This is a genomic window from Sodalis ligni, from assembly GCF_016865525.2.
Classification (GTDB): Bacteria; Pseudomonadota; Gammaproteobacteria; order Enterobacterales; family Enterobacteriaceae; genus Acerihabitans; species Acerihabitans ligni.
Genome location: NZ_CP075169.1, coordinates 1,225,923 through 1,244,677 on the forward strand (window position 1 = coordinate 1,225,923; position 18,755 = coordinate 1,244,677).

Consider the following 18,755-nt stretch of genomic DNA (forward strand, 5'->3'; position numbering starts at 1 on the left):
AGTAATTAAGCAATTCAAAATTATCCGTGGGCCGGGAAATAACACCGACACGAAATAACCAGCACCCGACAATATTTTAAAACACCATAAATGATAAAAGTTGTAAAATCAAGCGCGTTATTTGGTCAAGATTTATACCGTCCGAGGCCGCTGCCGCCATTGGGATTATCGTGCAGGAGATAAAATAAACCCCTACCGAGCACACTAAATAAAGATTTTTTCTTTATCACGAGTGGCGTCACAATCTTAATCCCTCGCCCTTACGGTATTTACTTCAATGAATTGATCCCAGCGGCGATTCTGCCCCATCAGACAACCTTTGGCAAGTCGCTGCCAAGCGGCAACGCGTCCCGGAGTCCTCTTCCCGATGGGGGAGTTTAGACGGTTTTTTTTTTAACCCTGCGGCGTTACAACAGCGCTGCTGTGGAGATACTGGAGGGGCCGTGATTCTTTCGGATAATTAATGTGAGTGCGATCACTTTAATGACAAAATGGTGCTTTTTTTTAACAAATTTGCAAAAAAAATGTGATCGGTATCGATAGTTACGCTACAAATTTATCGTATGTTGTATGCACATATCAACTAAATTAATTTACAAATTTTTTGATATGTAAAAGTAAATCATCAATGCCGATTAAACTAAAACTGAGGATTTTTTTGATGTACACCTACAAGAACCTCGTTGAACAGGTAATAGCTGAAAACAAAACGACGCTGCTGGCGGTTGATGAAAATGAAATTAGCCAGTTGATGGATGAAATATGTAAAGCAAAAACGATTCAGTTGTATGCTATGGGTAGAATGCAACTTTCCGTTCGCGCTTTTGCCATGCGGCTGAAGCATATGGGATTCGACAGTTATGTGGTTTATGACACCACCACCCCCTGCATCGGGGAGGGGACCTGCTTATCGTCCACTGCGGGGTCACCAATGTCGAACTCAATATCATCAAACTGGCTAAGGAAGCCGGCGCCCGCATCGCTTTGCTCACCGCGCATCCGGAAAACGAACATGGCGGTTATGCCGATTTAACGGTGCGGGTACCGGGCCAGATTTTTGGCGGCGCTGAGGAAGTGGCATCCATTCAGCCCATGTCGTCCCTGCTGGAACAATCGCTCTTTTTGTTTGTTGATATTATTACCATGCTGTTGATTGAAAAAACCGGTATTTCCCTCGACGAGATGAAAAAGCGCCATACCAATCTTGAAGGGTTGCCGCATAAATTTGCCTAACGTTGATTTTATTTAGCCAAAAGGCCCGATTATGAAAGATGGTGACATAATACAAATCGCACATCTGGTATCCAATCTGGATGATGCAATTGAGCATTATTATCATGTATGTAATATCGGTCCATGGGATATATATACCTATGGACCCCACAACATTAAAAATTCACTTTATCGCGGTAAGCCGGCGGAGCATGTTTATAAAATCGCCGTATGCTGGGTGAACGGTGTTCAAATGGAATTAATGCAGCCTGTAAGCGGATATAGCATCTATGATGAGTATATCGAAAAGCATGGTTACGGTTTGCATCATTTGAAGCTTTATTTTAAAGATTGCCGGCAGGCGATAGCCGATTATGAAAAACGCGGCTACCAGGTGGTGCAAAGCGGCAATATCGGTGACGATGTTTTTTATTATCTTGATACCGAAGAGCGGTTCCAGGGCGCGGTGATCGAATTAGGCAACGCCGGTGCCATACCTGAACCGGAAAGCCGGTATCCCGCCTGATATACCCGTCGCTTGAAACTCGTAGTATTGAGGATAAAGAGCATATTGTCAGTCATGAGGAATAAACATGAAAAAACTCAACGCAGTTGCGCTGTGCCTGCTGCTTGGCGCCGCCATCAATACCTATCCTATGATCGCCAACGCCGCGGGCGAGCAGCAATTAACGATGGTCGGTATTCCGAAATTACGTTCCGCCTGGTTCAACGACTATGAAAAAGGGTTAAAAAGCCGGCAAGGATTTCGGCGTCAATGTTTACCAGCAGGCGCCCGCGTCCCCGGATGAAGCGCAACAGGTCCGTATTATTGAAGACTCCATCAGCCAGGGGGTTAACGCGGTGCTGGTGGTGCCGAATAACGCCAGCTCCTGTGAGCCGGTTTTCGCCCGCGCCCATGATAAAGGCATCGTGGTCATTACCCATGAGTCGGTGAACCAGCCTAACGCCGATTTTGACGTGGAAATGATCGAAAACGAAAAATTCGGCAAATACATGCTGGATCAGTTCGCCCAGCATGTGAACGGCAGCGGGGAATACGCCATTTATGTCGGTTCGTTAACGGTGCCCGCCCACAATATCTGGGCGGATGCGGCGATAAAAGAAGCGAAGGCGAAATACCCCAATCTGAAGCTGGTGGCCGAGCGTTTCCCCGTCAGTGAGGATCGCAACGCCTCGCGTCAGAAGACCCTGGAACTGCTCTCCACCTATCCTGATCTGAAAGGCGTAATTTCATTCGGCAGCCAAGGTGGGCCGGGGGCGGCGCAGGCGCTGCGGGAGAAGGGCCTGGTGGGTAAATTGACCGTCATGGGCACCACCTCGCCGAAAGAAGGTGCGTCATTCCTGAAAGACGGTTCGCTGACCGAGCTGATTCTGTGGAGCCCGGGCGATGCCGCGTATTCCATGACCTATATCGCCAAAATGATCGCTGAAGGCAAACGCGATCAGATTAAAAACGGACTGGAAATCCCCGGCATCGGCAAACCGGATATCAACGGCAAAAACATTATTTTTGATAAACCGCTCACCGTGACCAAAGACAACTACAGCAAATACGATTTTTAATCGGACGCCTGGACAGGGGCGGACTGCGCCGTGCCCCTGTCTGCCGCCGGAGGACCCTACAATGCAATTTCTTGCCGCTGAACATATTACCAAGACCTTTGACGGGGTAACCGCCCTGAATGATGTCAGTTTCGACATCAATGTCGGGGAAATTCATGGATTGGTGGGTGAAAACGGCTGCGGCAAATCCACCTTGATGAAAATCATCGCCGGCGTGCTGGATTTCCATCGCGGCACCCTGCGGATCAACGGCCGCCAAATGGATAAATATTCCGCCATTGAAGCGGTAAAGCAAGGTATCGGCATCATCTATCAGGATCTGTCGCTGTTTCCCAATCTGACGGTATTGGAAAATATTTATATCAGTCAAATGGTGAATGACAATAAATCACTCGTGTTTTCATCGGCCTATAAAGACAAGGTCGGGACGATTATCCAGCAATTGGGCATCAGCCTCGATCTGGAGGCGGATGTGGATGATTTGCCCATCGCCAAGCAGCAGCTGGTGGCCATTGCCCGCGCGCTGATTAATGACTCACGGCTGATTATTCTGGATGAGCCCACCACGGCGTTGACCCGTACCGAAATCAAGCATCTCTTCACCATCCTCAACCGTCTGCGCACGCAGGGCATATCGTTTATTTTTATCAGCCACAAGCTTAATGAACTACTGGAAATCTGCGATCGCATTACCGTGATGCGCGACGGCAAATTAATCGACACGGTGGCCGGCGGCGAAGCCACCACCGCCAAAATCGAAGCCTTGATGCTGGGTTATGAACTGACCTATCCCCCGCGGCAAACCCATGCTACGGACGAGGTACTGCTCAGGGTGCGCGGCCTGTGTAAAAAAAACAGCTTTCAGGATATCAGCTTTGATTTGCATAAAGGCGAAGTGCTGGGCATCGCCGGATTATTGGGCGCCGGCCGTACCGAACTTGCCCTGGCGCTGTTTGGCATCGAACCGGCGCAAAGCGGCGAAATCTTTATTGAAAACCGTCCGGTGACCATCGGGAGCGTCGGCACCGCCGTGGCCAACGGCATCGCTTACGTGCCGGAGGACAGATTACTGCAGGGGCTGGTGATGCAGCAAAGCATCGCCGCCAACGCCGCGCTCTGCTCATTGAAATCCTATCTTAACCCGTTGGGACTGCTGGACGGCGGCAAGATGCGCCGTGCGGTGAGCGGCCTGCTCAAAGGCATGCAAGTGAAGTATGACAATATGGATAAAGAGATCAGAATGCTTTCCGGCGGTAACCAGCAGAAGGTGGTGCTGGCGAAATGGCTCGCCACCCATCCGCGGATTTTCATCCTGGACAGCCCGACGGTGGGTATAGACGTGGGGGCAAAAAGCTATATCTACCAAACGGTGAAAGAGAAGGCCGCCGAGGGCATGGGGATTGTGTTTATTTCCGACGAACTGCCCGAGCTATTGGCCAATTGCGACCGGATTATCATGATGAACCGGGGCCGTTTCGGTAAGGAATATGCCACCGATGCCATTGATAATGAAACATTGCAGCACGAAATGGAAAACGTCTGATGTCGTCGGTGTAAAAAAGCGGGTGAGGTTATTTTATTATGGATATGACCAAAATGTTCAAATCGCGGGAGTGGCTGCTGCTCTTGCTGATTATAGTATTCTCCATTGCCATTACCTATATCAATCCGGCATTTATGTCGCTGGATAATATTGCAGATTTACTCAAGGCAAACACGGTATTGGGCATTTTCGCCCTGGGTGTTCTGCTGGTGTTGATTTCCGGCGGATTCGACGTTTCTTTCACCGCCATCGCCCAGGTGGTGCAATACGCCGTAGTCTATTATTTCCTACAGGCCAATCTGGATAACATCTATCTGGCGATATTGTGCAGCATCATAATCGGTGGGGTGATGGGGTCGCTGAACGGCGTGATCATTTATTATTTCAAGATTACCGCGATCATTGTCACCATCGCCACCAACAGCCTGTTCTACGGCCTGTTATACGTCGTGACCCAGGGTGACCTGATTTATGATATTCCGCCGTCGTTCCTGGGGTTGGCTGAGCTGAAAATTTTTCCGATGCATGCCGCCAACGGCGCATTGTACGGGATCAGTTTTGTCACCTGCCTGTGGTTCCTGCTGGCGCTGGGCATGCATTTATTCCTGCGCCATACCGTGCTGGGGCGCAGCGTGTATGCCATCGGCGGCAATCCCGTTTCGGCGGAACGAGTGGGGTTCAACCTTAAAAAAACCACGCTGTTTATCTATACCCTGGTGGGCGCCATTTCCGGCTTTGCCAGTATTGTCCAGGTGTCGATCGTGCAAACCGTCATTCCCAATTCCATCGTCGGTTCGGAACTGCAGGTGATTGCCGCCGTGGTCCTGGGCGGGGCTTCGGTTACCGGCGGCCGCGGCAGCGTAGCGGGGACCCTGCTGGGAGTGCTGTTGTTCTCCATTCTCAGCAATAGCCTGACCCTCATGAAAATATCCCCCTATTACTACAACGTGTTCACCGGCCTGGTGATTTTATTCAGCGTCGCCGTTAATGCTTTGCAGGTTATCAGGCAACGGCGTTCCCGCGTGCGGGTGCTGGTGGATATCAAGGAGCCCTCATGAAAGCGATAGCAGTCGATAAAAAGCAACCGGGCAGAGCGCCGTTGCCGCCGATTATCCGCGAAAACGCCTCGCTATATCTGGTGTTGGCGGCGGTATTCCTGTTGATGTATAGCCTTAACGGCGCCAAGTTTTTAAGCGTGCAGAATTTCAGCTCCATGGCGTATCAGCTGCCCATCGTCGGTTTTTTGTCCCTGGGGATGATGATATCCATGCTGTCGGGGGGGATTAACCTGTCGATTATCGCCACCACCAATCTGAACGGCATTGTGATCGCGCTGTTTTTGCAATCGTTCGCTCCCCAAGGCATGAAGCTGGCGTCGGGGGAAATGATTGCCCTGGCGATTGCGCTGGGGCTGGCGGCCTGCGTGCTGGTGGGGGTGATAAACGGTTTACTGATTGCCTTGCTGAAGATCCCGGATATTTTGGTGACCCTTGGCACCATGACCCTGATTTCCGGCTTGAACGTGGTTTTCACCAAAGGCTACACCATTACCGGCTTTCCGGCGTCGCTTTCGAATATCGGCAACGGCCAGAGTTTCGGCGTGCCCAATTCCCTGTTCCTGTTTGTGGCCGCCACCATTGTCGCGTCGGTCATCCTGAACAAAACCCGCTTTGGTTTTAACCTTTATATGATGGGTTCCAATCCGATGGCGGCCCGTTTTTCCAATATCAGCATCGTCAAGGTTACGGTTATTCAGTATGTGCTGTCGTCCTGTTTCGCCGCCCTTACCGCGCTGGTGATGATCGGCCAGCTGAACTCGGTCAAGGCCAGCTATGCCGATTCCTACCTGCTGGTGGCGGTATTGGCGGCGTTTCTCGGCAAGGTCAGCCCGTTTGGCGGTTTCGGCCGGGTGTCGGGGGTTGTGCTGGCGGTCATCATTTTGCAATTGATTTCCAGCGGCCTGAATCTGATGCGCCTGGATCCGTTCATGATCACGGCAACCTGGGGCGGTATCATTATTATTATCGTGCTGTGCCGCGGGCTTTTTTCCGCTATCAACCGGCAAATGAAACAGCGTCGCCGGGTTTAGCGCCGGCATGGGGCCGATTGTCGCTATCCCGGCGCATCGTAAACATTTGCTGCATACGGCATTTAAAAATAAAGGTTTATCCTATGTATATCGGTATTGATTTGGGCGGCACTAAAACGGAAGTCATCGCTCTTGACGCGGATGGGCGGGAATTGTACCGGCACCGGGTGCCGACGCCGCGTAATGATTATGATCAAACGCTTATCGCCATTCGCGATCTCATTTTACTGGCGGAGCGGGAGACGGGACAGCAGGGCACCATCGGCATCGGTATTCCCGGTACGGTTTCGCAGTTAACCGGAAAAATCAAAAACGCCAATTCGGTTTGGCTGAACGGCCGCTTTTTCGAGCAGGATTTAGCCGCGCTGCTGCAACGCCCGTTCAAGGTCGCCAATGACGCCAACTGCCTGGCGATTTCAGAAGCCACCGATGGCGCCGGGGCCGGGGTGGAAATCGTATTTGCGGTGATTATCGGCACCGGCTGCGGCGGGGGCTTGGCCATCAATACCCGCGTTTATCAGGGAAGCAGCGGTATTGCCGGCGAATGGGGACATAATCCTTTACCCTGGCCCGACGAGACGGAGCAGGTGTATCAGCGTGAGGTGCCCTGCTACTGCGGCAAGGTGGGGTGCAACGAAACCTTTATCTCCGGTACCGGTTTTGCCACCGCCTATCGGCGCATCAGCGGCAAATCCCTGCCGGGAGATGAGATAGCCCGTCTGGCCGAGGCCGGCGACGCAGCCGCCGGGCAAGCGTTGCAGCAGTATGAAATGCGGCTGGCCAAGGCGCTGGCCGGGGTCGTGAATATCATCGACCCGGGAGTCATCGTGCTGGGAGGCGGTATGAGCAATGTGGATCGATTATATTCCACCCTGCCGACCCTGATGCCGCAGTGGATTTTCGGCGGGGAATTCTCCACCCCCATCCGTAAAGCGAAACACGGCGACTCAAGCGGGGTGCGGGGAGCGGCCTGGCTGCCTAAATTAATGGGCTGATGGCGCGGTCTCGCTTGTGCGATAAGGGCGATAATACTAATGCCATTAGCATAATTAGGGCTATGCTTACCTCATCATTATAAGTTAAGTATAGGGAGCAGCGTTTTATGACAACCCCAAATAATCCCGCGCCAGCGGACCAAAAACCGGACCAAAAACCGGACCAAAAACCCGAAGATGTGACCGTAAGCGAAGGACTGGCCAAAATACTTGAAGCGGACGCGCTGCTGACGCCGGAACAGGAGAATGCCATGGCGGATAAAGCCAGGGCGGCCGCCAAAGAGAGCCAGGATGCCCATAATAATCACCGGGATGAGTAATCACGGGAAACCGAAAACGCCTTTGCGTCTCGTGTAACGTTGAATCCGGGCCGATTCGTCGCCCGGTTCCAGGCATTGATGCCGGGTCCCTACGGCCCGGTTTTCCCCAAACAGCCCGTCATTGTTTTTAGCCGATAGCCATTTTTTCCCTGCCGGAACCCCTCCGCTATTTTCGTGATTTAGCTCTCTTCATCTCATACATTTGCACAAAGAAATTGCCAGCGCCCGCTTTAATGCTGTGCCCTTGACCGGTGTCGCCGGAACATCCGCCCTCTATAATCACTCATGTGACAATGCTTTAACATTATTGATATAAAACCCTGTTGAAGACCTTTGCAAACCAGCGATGCATGACTGCCCGAAGGTTCTCTACATGAGGCACCCGTGATGAAAATTACTGACATTGAAGTGATGCGCCTGGCGATGCCTTTTACTTCCGGTAGAAGCAGCGACCGGCAAAAGGGTTCGGCGGAGGATGCCTATAACGCCGCCTCGCCGGAGCTGACCCGTATGGAAACTCTGCTGGTGCGGCTGACGGCGGACAATGGTTTGCAAGGATGGGGCGAGGGTTTCGGCCATCTTTCCAACCCGGTGACCTTTGCCGCGCTGGAGGGGCCGGTGGGGCGGTTTTTCCTTGGACAAACCTTTGCGGACACGCCGGAGGGCGTAGGGCAGCTGATGGATCGGGCGCAACGCGCTTTCCACGCCTTCGGGCGCAGCGGACCGGTGCAATTTGCCCTGTCGGCCCTGGATATCGCGCTGTGGGATCTTTGCGCCCAGGCGGCGGGGGTGCCGCTCTGGCAATTGCTTGGGGCGCCGCGCCGGGAGATTGGCGTCTATGCCAGTCTGGTGAGCTACGGCAACGATCCCGCGCAGGTGGCTGCCCATGCCATGCGCGCTTACGGCCAAGGCTTTCGGTCCATCAAACTCCATGAAACCGAGTACCGGGCCATTGCGGCGGCCCGTGATGCGCTGCCGGCCGATGCGCGGTTAATGGTGGACGTTAATTGCCCGTGGACGGTCGAGGAAGCGTGCCGGCAAGCCCGGTCGCTCAACGAACTGGGACTGGCCTGGCTGGAAGAGCCGGTATGGCCGCCGGATGATTTGGCCGGGCTGGCGGCGGTAAAGGCCTGCGGGACTCCGGTGGCCGCCGGGGAAAATGCTCAGGGGGTGGAGGGTTTCAGGCAGCTGTTTGAAGCCGGCGCCGTAAGCGTAGCCCAGCCCAGCGTGGCGAAAATAGGCGGCATCAGCGCCGCGCTGGAAGTTTATCGTCTGGCGCAGCAGTATCGGGTAAAAGTGGTGCCGCACTGTTTTTATTACGGTGCGGCCCTGATGGCCACCGCGCATCTGGTGGCTACCCTGCCGGAAGACGTTGCGCTGGAAGTGCCTTATCTGCAATGGCCCGAACCGCTGTATGCCGAACTGGATTTCCAGCCGCGCCTGCGTCTGGCCGATACGCCGGGTCTGGGTTTCCGGCCCGCTGAAGATATTCTGCGCCGTTATCGCATTGCCCATCGAACCCTCTCGTCGGAGATGACCTCATGCTAAAACATAAATATCGCTTGGTGGTGGCGCTGTTGCTGTTTTTCGCCGGTATGCTGAATTATCTGGACCGGTCGGCGCTGTCGGTGATGGCGCCGTTGATAAAAAAGGATTTGCACATCGATGATGCGCAAATGGGCATTCTGTTCAGCTTCTTTTTTGTGGGCTACTGCCTGTTCTGTTTTGTCGGCGGATGGGGCGCGGATAAATTCGGCCCGCGGCGGGTTTATGCCTGGGCGGCCGGCGTCTGGTCATTTTTCTGCGGCGCCACGGCGCTTGCCACCGGTTTTGGCTATCTGATGTTCGTGCGGATTCTGTTCGGCATCGGCGAAGGCCCCATGGGCACCACCACCAATAAATCCATTTCAAATTGGTTTCCCCGTAAGGAAGTAGGGCGGGCGGTGGGTTTTACCAATGCCGGCCAGCCGCTGGGCGCGGCTATCTCGGCGCCCATCGTCGGCCTGGTGGGGCTTAACTTCGGTTGGCGCATCTCATTTCTGGTTATTGCCCTGCTGGGGTTTATCTGGCTGGGCTGCTGGCTGATTTTTTTTCGCGATCGGCCTGAACTGCATCGCCGGGTTTCCGCCGAGGAAGTGGCGCTTATTACCGCCGACCGCCCGGCGAATCCGGCCGCGCCGGTGCTGCCTGCCGACCTGTCGCGGCAGAAAAAGCACGGTATTTTGTTTTATGTGTTATCGATGCCGGTGCTGGGCGTGGCGGCGGCATTTTTCTGTTTCAATTATATCCAGTTCTTTTTCCTTTCGTGGCTGCCCAGCTACCTGACGGATTATCAGCATCTGGATATCAAAAGCATGAGCATCATCGGCGTATTGCCCTGGCTGGGGGCGACGCTCGGTTTTGTCGGCGGCGGCGTGGTGTGTGACGGCATATTCAAAAAAACCGGTAATTTCCTGTTGTCGCGCAAGCTGGTGATTATCTTCGGTCTGGCCATTGCCGCGGTGTGCGTGCTGATGACCGCCTATGCGGCGACGCTTGGGTCGGCGGTGGCGCTGATTACCGTGGCCAGCCTTTTTGCCTACATGACGCCTCAGGCTTGCTGGTCGCTGCTGCAGGATATTGTGCCGGCCTCCCGTATCGGCTCCGCCGGCGGCTTTGTGCATTTGCTGGCTAACCTGGCGGGAATTCTGTCGCCGAGCATTACGGGATTTCTGATCCAGTACGGCGGAGGCTACCGGTCGGCGTTTATTCTGTCCAGTATACTGGCGGTGGCGGGTATTGTGGTGATGCTGCTGTTCGTTCGTCAGCGCAAGGTGGATAGCATCAGATTGCAGGCGGCCTGAGCTGTTGTTCTCCCTTTAACAGGTTCGCTTTGAGCTTCGGTGATAGCGGGCTTACCGTGGCATGGGGCGCTCCGCGGCCGACAATGGCCGCTTCGACCCCATTGCCGCGGTCTCCCTTTAACACTCCGGTTCAAACTTCAGTTAAGTCGGTTGGCGGTCGGCGTATGGTCTGTATGACAAGGCTGTAATGGCTAAAATGCCACATTAAGTTGCATAACGCGACCTAATATGGCATTTTAGCGTTATGAGACATTGCGACGCGGATCGAACTCTATCATCTGAAGTTTGCGTTCCCCGGATGCAGTCAATAATCTATTTAGAAAGAGGTTCCCGACATGTCAATCAGTGTACGTTTAGACGATGAATTTGTAAGCGACATCAAGGTTCATGCTGAAGCGGCAAGCCGAAGCATACCCAAGCAAATTGAGCATTGGGCCAAAATAGGGCGTATTGCCGAAGAAAACCCCGATCTGCCCTATGGTTTTATTCTTGAGACGCTGTTAGCGCAGAGTGAAGTTAAAACAATAAGGTATCCCGCTATGCCAGAAGGACAAGCCGGTCGAAGGATTGATGTATACGAAACGCGCCGTTTCTCGAAGGCCCTGGCAAAGCTGCCCAGGGATGTGCTCGCAGCCGTTGAGGACGAGATTGACGCCATCATCGCCGATCCTTCCCTCGGCGAACAGAAAAAAGGGGATTTGCGCTTCCTGCAGGTACATAAGTTTTCATTGAACAACCAATTGATGCTAATCGGGTATAGCTGGATTGAGAACCGGCTGGAGCTCTACCTGCTGAGTTTTGGCACTCATGAAAATTTTTACCTGGAGCAAAAAATTCATCGTAAAGCCGATCTTAAACTTATTGAATAACGCCGGCCTTGGGGTTGCAGAGTATGGCGTATCGTATAAAACAGCAGGTATTTAACCCTATTATTACTAAGGACAACCTGGCCCGTTTGGCGGTAAACTTGCCTATCTTTTGCCAGGGAGCACGTTCGGAAAATGCAAGTAGATGAAGCGGCGATGGGGCAGCTGATAGAACGCTGGCGCGGCGATCCGGCCGGTACCTATCAGAGCTGGTTTTTATGGCCGGAGCGCATCAAGAATTTCCGTTCCATCCACCGCGGGATTGCCCTGGTGGTGTCGGAAATCGAAGCCGGTACCTTCGGCAATCTGTATCGCGGTTCTTCGCTTGAGACCATCGTGCATTCCATTGCTGAACAGCGCCAGATCTTCAAAGGCGCCGATCACGCGTTTTTATGGAAGCCGAAGCTGCGCATTCCCGATATTTATGAAAACCCCGGCAATCAACGGGCGTTTGGGCATCTGCTGTTTTCCTGCGCCGGCTGTACCCACGCCGAGCAGATTATCCACGCTATCCATGATATCGACAGGCTAGGGATCAAAGGGCTGGGACCGGCGGTGGCTAATCTGCTGTATTTCCTGCACCCTACGCTTATGCCGCCGTTTAATACCGCTATCGTCAAAGGCTACAACGCGCTGACCGGCGCCAATGTGAAACTTGGCAAATGGACGGAATATCTTGCCATGCGGCAGGGCATCATGGCCCTTAACCATCGCTACGGCCCTTTGTTATCCAACGATCTCGGCGCCATGGCCGGGCTACTGTTCGATTTGGGCAATGAGCGATATCCCGCACCGCCCAGGGCCGATGATCTGGGGGCTCGGGAGCGGTGGGCGGCGGATTTGGCACAGGTGCGGGCGGAGGGCGCCGCCATGGCAAAAGCGCGGCAACAGGCCGGTGACAATGACCGTACCCATACCGAAATCCAGGGCTGGCTGCGTGATTTGGGGCTGGCCTTGGGCTACAGCGTCTGGATTACCGCCAACGATCGCCGTCGCGCCTACGACGGCGGTGTGCTGGGGCAAGGATGCCTGGAACAGCTGCCGCCGGATATTATCGCTTCCCCGGCCGCCGATGCTATCCGCCTCATCGACGTACTCTGGCTTGACGCAGGGCGGCAGCGGGTGATGGCGGCTTTTGAAGTGGAGCATACCACCTCGATCTATTCCGGGATCGTGCGCATGCTGGATTTGGCCCTGAGCGGCGATACCCAGGCCAGCGAAGGCCTTTTCCTGGTGGCGCCCGACAATCGCGAGGCGGAAGTGCTGGCGCAGCTGCGCCGTCCGGCGTTCAGCCGGGTGGCGGATCTGCGGGTGCGCTACCTGACCTATGGCGAATTGGCGGAGAATCGCCAGGCGCTGGCGCGTTTCGGGCAAGGGATCAAAGGCATGTACGCCATTTCCAAATGCTTGCTATAACATCCTGTTCTCTAATGATTATCTTGCAATCGATTCCGCCAATGCCTATCGGTGCGGCAAGTAAAGACAGTAGCCGCAAAATCAAATTCTCTTACGGGGGACAACAATCCTCCGTAGCTATTAGCCAAAATCAAACCGCGTATTCACCTCATCCCGGTCGTTGAAGCTTATTTCCACCGTTTCACCGGTTATCTCCACGTCATCGCGCTTTTTCAGTTCGTCAAGGCAGGATGCGGAAACATAGATATATTCCAGATGGAGGGTGTCTTTGATCCACACCACCTTGGCCCGGTCAAATTCAATGCGATTACAGGTCTTAATGGCTACCGCCAGCGCGATGCGATCGTTGGGCAGGATTAGCGGCAGCTTGCCGGCGTTGAGATTGGAGGAGGTAATGACATTGGTGTAAAACGCCGAGAAGTCGATTTTATTGAAAAACTTACTGGTGATGATATCGGCATTGTTGATACAGGCGGCATTGCCATGGGACTCGTCCGTCAGGTCGCGCACCCAGATTTTCTGGATGGGGGGCGCGACAAATCCCTCTTTCACATTGGTTGAATTCCGGCCGGTGACATTGGGATCCATACCGGCGCCGCTGACCTCTTTGCCGAACCGCTCCACTACCAGCACGTCTATACTCTTTAGCAGCAGTTTCGGCAATCGGGTCTTGGCCCGGGCCAGGATCGCCGGTTCTTCCGCCGCGATATCCTCCACCGGCAGCGCGACGATATCGCAGGTTTGGTCATAGGCGTTTTCCACCAGGCCGATGCCGATGGCTATCGGGGCCTTTTCCATCACCAGTTTCGCGGCAATGGGCATCAACTGGCCGAACGAGGGTATTTCATGGCGGTGTATGGAGCTGGCGCCTATGTGCTTGCCCAGGCCGATAACCATCATTTTCTGGATGCCGCTTTCCACCGGACCCCTTAAGTCGGTATGGGGGTTGACGCGCCCGATGGCGATTACCGCATCGCTTTCATAGGCATTTTTATCAAACCAGATGCGCAGGCCGTTTTCCAATTGTCCCAATTCCACCGTGTCCATGGAGGAGACAACGGGACAGCCGACGTTACTTTCAGTAATGCCGAAGCCGGCGATGACCTGGCGCTGGCCTTCGGCGGTGGCGCCGCCGTGGCTGCCCATGGCGGGGACCACAAAGGGACTCCCGCCCCGTTGTTTTACTTCGTGCACCACGGCGGTAATAATTTCCCGCAAATTGGCGATGCCCCGGCTACCCGCGGTAAGTGCCACCCGCATCCCCGGCCGGATTTTGGCGCTCACGGCGGGTTTGGCAAATTCCGCCGCCACTTTGGCTGGAATGTCCTCCACCCGCGGGGGTCGAATTTCTGTTTTACCCGATGCAGTCTCGGCCACGCCATATCAAAGCCGTCCTGCAGTTTTATGTCGGTATTCTCAAACATGGCCTGACCTTATGCTCCGGTTTCACGGCTGGTATTTGTCGCTTTAGGCAACCCGGCGGCGGCTTCAGGTGACTTTGGGTGGGTAAGGGGCCCCGGCAGGGTCAATGTGGTGAGAAATCCCACCAGCAATATACCCGCCAGGCAATAAATGCCGGTGGAAAGGCTGTATTGAGAAGTCATCCAGCCAATCATGAACGGGCCGACAAATCCCCCCAGATTGCCCAGGGCGTTAATCACCCCGCGCGCGCCGCCGGCCAGATGATGGGGAAACAGCACCGGCGGTATGGTCCAAAATACGCTGGAAGCAGATTCATAAAACAGCCCGCACAGCACCAGAAAGGTAAATGATACCCAGATATAATGGCTGAATTGCGCCGAACAGATTAAAAACAGCGCAAATCCGAATAGGGATAGCGCGATGAAAAATTTCCGGTTGTTTCTTTTATCCGACAGCGACGAAATAGCATAGGTGCCGATGAGCATGGCGACATAAGGTAATGTGGATAAGAATCCCACCGCGCCGATGCCCATGGTGGTGAGGTTTTTAATCATCGTCGGCAGCCAGAAGCTGAAGCCATATATACCGGTCTGATAGCAAAAATAGATGACTACCAGTTTCCACAGGCTGTTTTGTTTTAAAATTTCCATCAGCGAGCCGGTATGAATACTTGCTTCCTGCTCCTCTCTGATTTTGTTGTTGATATAACTACGCTCTTCTTCGCTTATCCAATCGGCGTCATCCGGCCGGTTGCTGATAATCGGGAACCAGATAAACAGCAATAACAGCGACATCACCCCTTCGATAATAAACAGTTCCCGCCAGCTCCAGCGACTGATAATCCAGCCGGCAATGGGACCGTTGATAAAGTTGGCGATAAAGACAATACCGCCGATAAATATCGCGTTGGCCCGGGCGCGTTCGGCGTTGGGAAACCAGTTGGAGATAATGATCAGCAGCGCCGGAAAGACACCGCCTTCCGCCACCCCTAAAATGAAGCGCAGCGTCAGCACCTGCCAGTCTTTTTCCACAAAGCCCATCAGAAGAGAGGTGGCGCCCCAGCCAACAATGGTATAGGCGATGAATTTTTTAGCGCTGCCCCCGGCGGCAATCAGCCCGCCGGGTATTTGCAGCAGCAGATAGCCGATAAAGAAAATGCCCGCCACCAGTCCGGCAAAGGTGGTAGATAAACCCAGATCTTTATCCATGCCGCCGGCGATGGCGAAACCAATATTCACCCGATCCATCAGGGCAACGATATAAACCAGAAGTATCGGCGGCAGGATCCTTACCCATCTTTTATTGGGAATCACGTGCGGATCATTGAGCATAGCATTGCCTCTCATTGTGTTTGGTTCCCAGCTGAAGTTGTTATATTGACTCGCCATACTCCAAGGGACTGACTGTCTGTTTTTCAGTGCATCCACTTCGCTAACATCATTATGTGTATGGTTTTCATTGGAACTGTTTGGCTTTATTAAGCCCGCTTCAAACCGCCGCGGTTGTGATTGATTAACCACCAATAACCCGCTGTGGTTTTTGTGAACTGCCTCTCATTGATAATCGTTTTTTAATGAAAGATGTCTTGTCTGTTAACGAGATTATGAATAACCTGTAATCCTGTCAAACAGGTTATGGTGTTAGCGTCCGCTGATTTCTTGAATTGCGAAACTAATCACAAAAAGCACCGGGTGAGCCGACATGAATACGTTTGAAGACTTGGGTTATTGCAAAGTGGATGTCCAGCGCGAGAGCCGGACCGGTTTCCCCGAGGTGATTTTTGGCCAGGGCAAAACCGTTGCGCAGATAGCCGGTATCTTTGATCGCTTGCTGAGCCATCATGGTAAGGCCATGGTGACACGGCTTGGATCAGGCAAGGCGGCGCAGGTAATGGCGGCCTTTCCCGCGGCCCGCTACGACGCCGGGGCGCGCATTCTGTGCCAGGGGGGCGCCAAAGCCCGCTTTGCCGGAGAAGTGATGGTGCTGTGCGCCGGAACCTCGGGGATCTGCCGGTGGCGGAAGAGGCGGCGCTCACCGCCGAATGGATGGGGTGCCGGGTCCGCCGCCGCTACGATGTGGGCGTCGCGGGCATCGACCGGCTATTGGCCTACCGCGATGAAATCGCCCGGGCCAGCGTGTTGATTGTGGTGGCCGGCATGGAAGGGGCGTTGCCAAGCGTAGTGGGCGGCTTGACCGGCAGCCCGGTGATAGCCGTGCCCACTTCGGTGGGTTATGGCGCGCATTTCCAGGGGGTGACGCCGTTGCTGACCATGCTGACGTCGTGCGCCGCCGGCGTCAGCGTGGTGAATATCGATAACGGTTTCGGCGCCGCTTACCAGGCGGCGCAGATCTTGAAGCTGGTGAATGAAGGGGCCCCGCATGCCGCTGCTCTATCTTGACTGCCAGTACGGTATTGCCGGGGATATGATGCTCTGCGCCCTTGTCGGCGCCGGGGCGGATCTCGACTATGTCATCAGGCACTTGAACGGACTGCCGGTGGATCCCTTTGTGCTGGGAGTCTCGCCGGTTAACCAGCACGGCATCGAGGCGAAAACCCTGCAGCTTTTCTTCCCGCTGGCCGATGCCGGACCGGCGCCTTTGGCCGCGCCCGCGCGGCATCTCCATCACCGTCGGGCCGCCGCCATATTGTCGATGATTGAAAGCAGTTCGCTGCCGCCGCGGGTAAAACAGCGGGCCACGGCGGTTTTCAGCGTACTGGCCCGGGCCGAAGGGAAAATCCACGGTATCCCGCCGGGTGAGGTGCATTTCCACGAAGTGGGGGCGATGGACTCCATTATCGATATCATCGGCGTTTGCCTGGCGTTGGAAAGCCTGGATATTGACCGTATCATCGCCTCTCCGGTGGCGGTGGGCGGCGGTAAAAAGCAGATGGCCCATGGCTGTTATCCTATCCCGGCCCCGGCCACCGCCGAGCTGCTGCTGGGTATTCCCCTGGCGGATTTTCCGGTGGAAGGGGAACTGACCACTCCCACCGGGGCGGCGTTTCTCAATGCCCTGGCGGCCGAGTTCCGGGGCCTGCCGGCGGTCACCGTCAGGGCTATCGGCTATGGCGCCGGTAAAAAGCGGTTCAGCCATCCCAACATTCTGCGGGTAATGGTTTGCGAGAGTGCAGATAGCCGGCCGGAACGTGAAACGGTGGTGACGCTGCAGTGCGAAGTGGACGATATCAGCGGCGAGAATCTCGGTTACGTCATGGAACGGCTGTTTGAACAGCAGGCTTTGGATGTCTATTACACGCCGGTCTATATGAAAAAAAACCGCCCCGGCACCCTGGTGACGGTGCTGTGCCGGCCAGAGGACAGCGCCGCGCTGGAAGAGATATTGCTGCTGGAAACCTCCACCTTCGGCGTGCGCCAAACCCGTCACAGCCGGCTTATTTTACAACGGCGTATGGAACAGGTTGCCACACCCTATGGCGATATCGCGGTGAAGATCGGCTTTCGCGGCCGGCGGGTTTATCACATTGCCCCGGAATATGAACAGGTGCGGCAGGCGGCCAAAAACCACCGGGTGCCGTTTGACCAGGTATGGGACGCGGTCCGGCAATCGGCCAATGCCGACTGGGCGGACGCTTGCCTGAAGACCAACCAAGGAGTCCAAGATGCTGGAACAAAAATATGACGTGTTAAAGCAATCCCTGCAGGCGCTGGGAGACGTGGTGATTGCCTTTTCCGGCGGCGTGGACAGCACCCTGCTGCTGAAAGTGGCGCTGGATACACTGGGGCGGGACAGGGTGCTGGCGGTCACTGCCGACAGCGAAACCTACCCAAGGGAAGAGCTATGGGCGGCGCAACGGCTGGCCGCCGAGCTGGACGCCCGTCATGAAGTCATCGCCACCTCCGAGCTGGCCATCGCCGGTTATGCGGAAAATACCCCCAATCGCTGTTATTTCTGTAAAAAGAATCTCTTTGTGAACATACTGCCGCTGATGGAGCGGCAAGGTTACCATCATCTCGCCTTCGGCCTGATTGCCGATGATATGGGAGAACACCGTCCCGGCGTCAAGGCGGCGCAGGAGTACCGGGTGCGGGCGCCGCTGCAGGAAGCGGATTTGTATAAAGCGGAGATTCGCGAACTGGCCCTGCACCTGGGGCTGTCCAACTGGGATAAACCCTCCTATGCCTGCCTGTCGTCGCGGGTGGTTTACGGCGAGGAGATAACCCTGGTCAAGCTGCGGCGTATCGAGGAATCGGAGCGTTACATCCGGTCGCTGGGTATCCGCCAGGTCAGGGTGAGGGTCCACGGTGAAATGGCCCGTGTGGAGGTGGAGCCGGACGCCATGCCGTTGTTACTGATTCAACACGACGCCGTATCCCGGCGGCTGCGGGAACTGGGCTTCAAATGGGTGGCGATGGATCTGGGGGGTTACCAGAGCGGCAGCATGAACCGGATACTGGTGACGGCGGTGGGAGACGGTGCGGCAAAATAGAGGGTTCTGGGGCTA

General features: G+C 54.7%; 19 protein-coding genes and 2 pseudogenes. 18 read left to right on the forward strand and 3 right to left on the reverse strand.

Annotated elements, in window-relative coordinates; translation table 11 throughout:
* Nucleotides 1–661: 661 nt before the first annotated feature.
* The 15 genes and pseudogenes from GTU79_RS05710 to GTU79_RS05780 all read left to right on the forward strand — a co-directional run bounded on the left by GTU79_RS05710 (nt 662) and on the right by GTU79_RS05780 (nt 12,868).
* Nucleotides 662–1,033 carry a phosphoheptose isomerase family protein gene (locus GTU79_RS05710; protein ID WP_214513754.1) on the forward strand — a complete coding sequence of 124 codons (372 nt, stop codon included), beginning with the start codon at nt 662–664 and terminating at the stop codon, nt 1,031–1,033.
* A complete protein-coding gene (locus GTU79_RS05715; RefSeq protein WP_214513755.1) occupies nt 985–1,233 on the forward strand; it encodes a phosphoheptose isomerase family protein in 249 nt (82 codons plus the stop codon). The genes GTU79_RS05710 and GTU79_RS05715 overlap by 49 nt, the downstream gene beginning before the upstream one ends.
* A gap of 31 nt (nt 1,234–1,264) precedes the next feature.
* Entirely contained in the window at nt 1,265–1,738 is a 474-nt protein-coding gene (locus tag GTU79_RS05720; RefSeq protein WP_132923126.1) for a VOC family protein, read from the forward strand.
* A gap of 67 nt (nt 1,739–1,805) precedes the next feature.
* Nucleotides 1,806–2,021 (forward strand): hypothetical protein, encoded by a 216-nt coding sequence (locus GTU79_RS05725; RefSeq protein ID WP_214513756.1) that lies wholly within the window; start codon nt 1,806–1,808, stop codon nt 2,019–2,021.
* A 1-nt stretch (nt 2,022) separates the two neighbouring features.
* Nucleotides 2,023–2,796: pseudogene (locus tag GTU79_RS05730) on the forward strand (substrate-binding domain-containing protein); the annotation flags it as partial.
* Between the two features lie 61 nt (nt 2,797–2,857).
* The gene (locus tag GTU79_RS05735) at nt 2,858–4,339 is read left to right on the forward strand and encodes a sugar ABC transporter ATP-binding protein (protein WP_203522596.1); all 1,482 of its coding nucleotides are present in this window, start codon (nt 2,858–2,860) and stop codon (nt 4,337–4,339) included.
* A 38-nt stretch (nt 4,340–4,377) separates the two neighbouring features.
* The gene (locus GTU79_RS05740; protein WP_203522594.1) at nt 4,378–5,397 is read left to right on the forward strand and encodes an ABC transporter permease; all 1,020 of its coding nucleotides are present in this window, start codon (nt 4,378–4,380) and stop codon (nt 5,395–5,397) included.
* A complete protein-coding gene (locus GTU79_RS05745; protein WP_203522593.1) occupies nt 5,394–6,428 on the forward strand; it encodes an ABC transporter permease in 1,035 nt (344 codons plus the stop codon). Before GTU79_RS05740 ends, GTU79_RS05745 begins: the two co-directional genes overlap by 4 nt.
* 83 nt (nt 6,429–6,511) lie before the next feature.
* A complete protein-coding gene (mak, locus tag GTU79_RS05750; protein ID WP_203522591.1) occupies nt 6,512–7,423 on the forward strand; it encodes a fructokinase in 912 nt (303 codons plus the stop codon).
* 107 nt (nt 7,424–7,530) lie between these two features.
* Complete coding sequence (locus tag GTU79_RS05755; protein ID WP_203523184.1) at nt 7,531–7,743, forward strand: hypothetical protein; 213 nt, start codon at nt 7,531–7,533, stop codon at nt 7,741–7,743.
* Between the two features lie 387 nt (nt 7,744–8,130).
* Nucleotides 8,131–9,291: a mandelate racemase/muconate lactonizing enzyme family protein gene (locus tag GTU79_RS05760; RefSeq protein WP_203522590.1), complete on the forward strand. Its 1,161-nt coding sequence runs from the start codon at nt 8,131–8,133 to the stop codon at nt 9,289–9,291.
* Nucleotides 9,285–10,586 carry an MFS transporter gene (locus tag GTU79_RS05765; protein ID WP_132923118.1) on the forward strand — a complete coding sequence of 434 codons (1,302 nt, stop codon included), beginning with the start codon at nt 9,285–9,287 and terminating at the stop codon, nt 10,584–10,586. The genes GTU79_RS05760 and GTU79_RS05765 overlap by 7 nt, the downstream gene beginning before the upstream one ends.
* 335 nt (nt 10,587–10,921) lie before the next feature.
* Nucleotides 10,922–11,157, forward strand: a pseudogene (locus GTU79_RS05770) (TA system antitoxin ParD family protein).
* Nucleotides 11,111–11,455, forward strand: a complete 345-nt coding sequence (locus tag GTU79_RS05775) for a type II toxin-antitoxin system RelE/ParE family toxin (protein ID WP_338091489.1) — start codon at nt 11,111–11,113, stop codon at nt 11,453–11,455. The pseudogene GTU79_RS05770 and the gene GTU79_RS05775 overlap by 47 nt, the downstream one beginning before the upstream one ends.
* Before the next feature lie 132 nt (nt 11,456–11,587).
* The gene (locus GTU79_RS05780; protein ID WP_203522586.1) at nt 11,588–12,868 is read left to right on the forward strand and encodes a type II restriction endonuclease; all 1,281 of its coding nucleotides are present in this window, start codon (nt 11,588–11,590) and stop codon (nt 12,866–12,868) included.
* Between the two features lie 120 nt (nt 12,869–12,988).
* Here GTU79_RS05780 and GTU79_RS05785 read toward each other — a convergent pair whose 3' ends face one another.
* From GTU79_RS05785 to GTU79_RS05795, 3 genes are all read right to left on the reverse strand, one after another.
* A complete protein-coding gene (locus GTU79_RS05785; RefSeq protein WP_214513757.1) occupies nt 12,989–14,245 on the reverse strand; it encodes a nickel pincer cofactor-dependent isomerase, group 22 in 1,257 nt (418 codons plus the stop codon).
* 56 nt (nt 14,246–14,301) lie between these two features.
* Nucleotides 14,302–15,621, reverse strand: a complete 1,320-nt coding sequence (locus GTU79_RS05790; protein ID WP_214513758.1) for an MFS transporter — start codon at nt 15,619–15,621, stop codon at nt 14,302–14,304.
* Nucleotides 15,622–15,961: 340 nt separating this feature from the next.
* Nucleotides 15,962–16,132: a hypothetical protein gene (locus GTU79_RS05795; protein ID WP_214513759.1), complete on the reverse strand. Its 171-nt coding sequence runs from the start codon at nt 16,130–16,132 to the stop codon at nt 15,962–15,964.
* A gap of 143 nt (nt 16,133–16,275) precedes the next feature.
* Between GTU79_RS05795 and larB the strand changes: the two genes are divergently transcribed.
* Genes larB through larE form a run of 3 tightly spaced genes read left to right on the forward strand, consistent with a single transcriptional unit; the run spans nt 16,276 to nt 18,740 of the window.
* Entirely contained in the window at nt 16,276–16,689 is a 414-nt protein-coding gene (gene larB, locus GTU79_RS05800; RefSeq protein WP_214513760.1) for a nickel pincer cofactor biosynthesis protein LarB, read from the forward strand.
* Nucleotides 16,670–17,932: a nickel pincer cofactor biosynthesis protein LarC gene (gene larC / locus GTU79_RS05805; RefSeq protein WP_203522578.1), complete on the forward strand. Its 1,263-nt coding sequence runs from the start codon at nt 16,670–16,672 to the stop codon at nt 17,930–17,932. The genes larB and larC overlap by 20 nt, the downstream gene beginning before the upstream one ends.
* Complete coding sequence (larE, locus tag GTU79_RS05810) at nt 17,913–18,740, forward strand: ATP-dependent sacrificial sulfur transferase LarE (RefSeq protein WP_203522576.1); 828 nt, start codon at nt 17,913–17,915, stop codon at nt 18,738–18,740. The genes larC and larE overlap by 20 nt, the downstream gene beginning before the upstream one ends.
* Nucleotides 18,741–18,755: the final 15 nt, after the last annotated feature.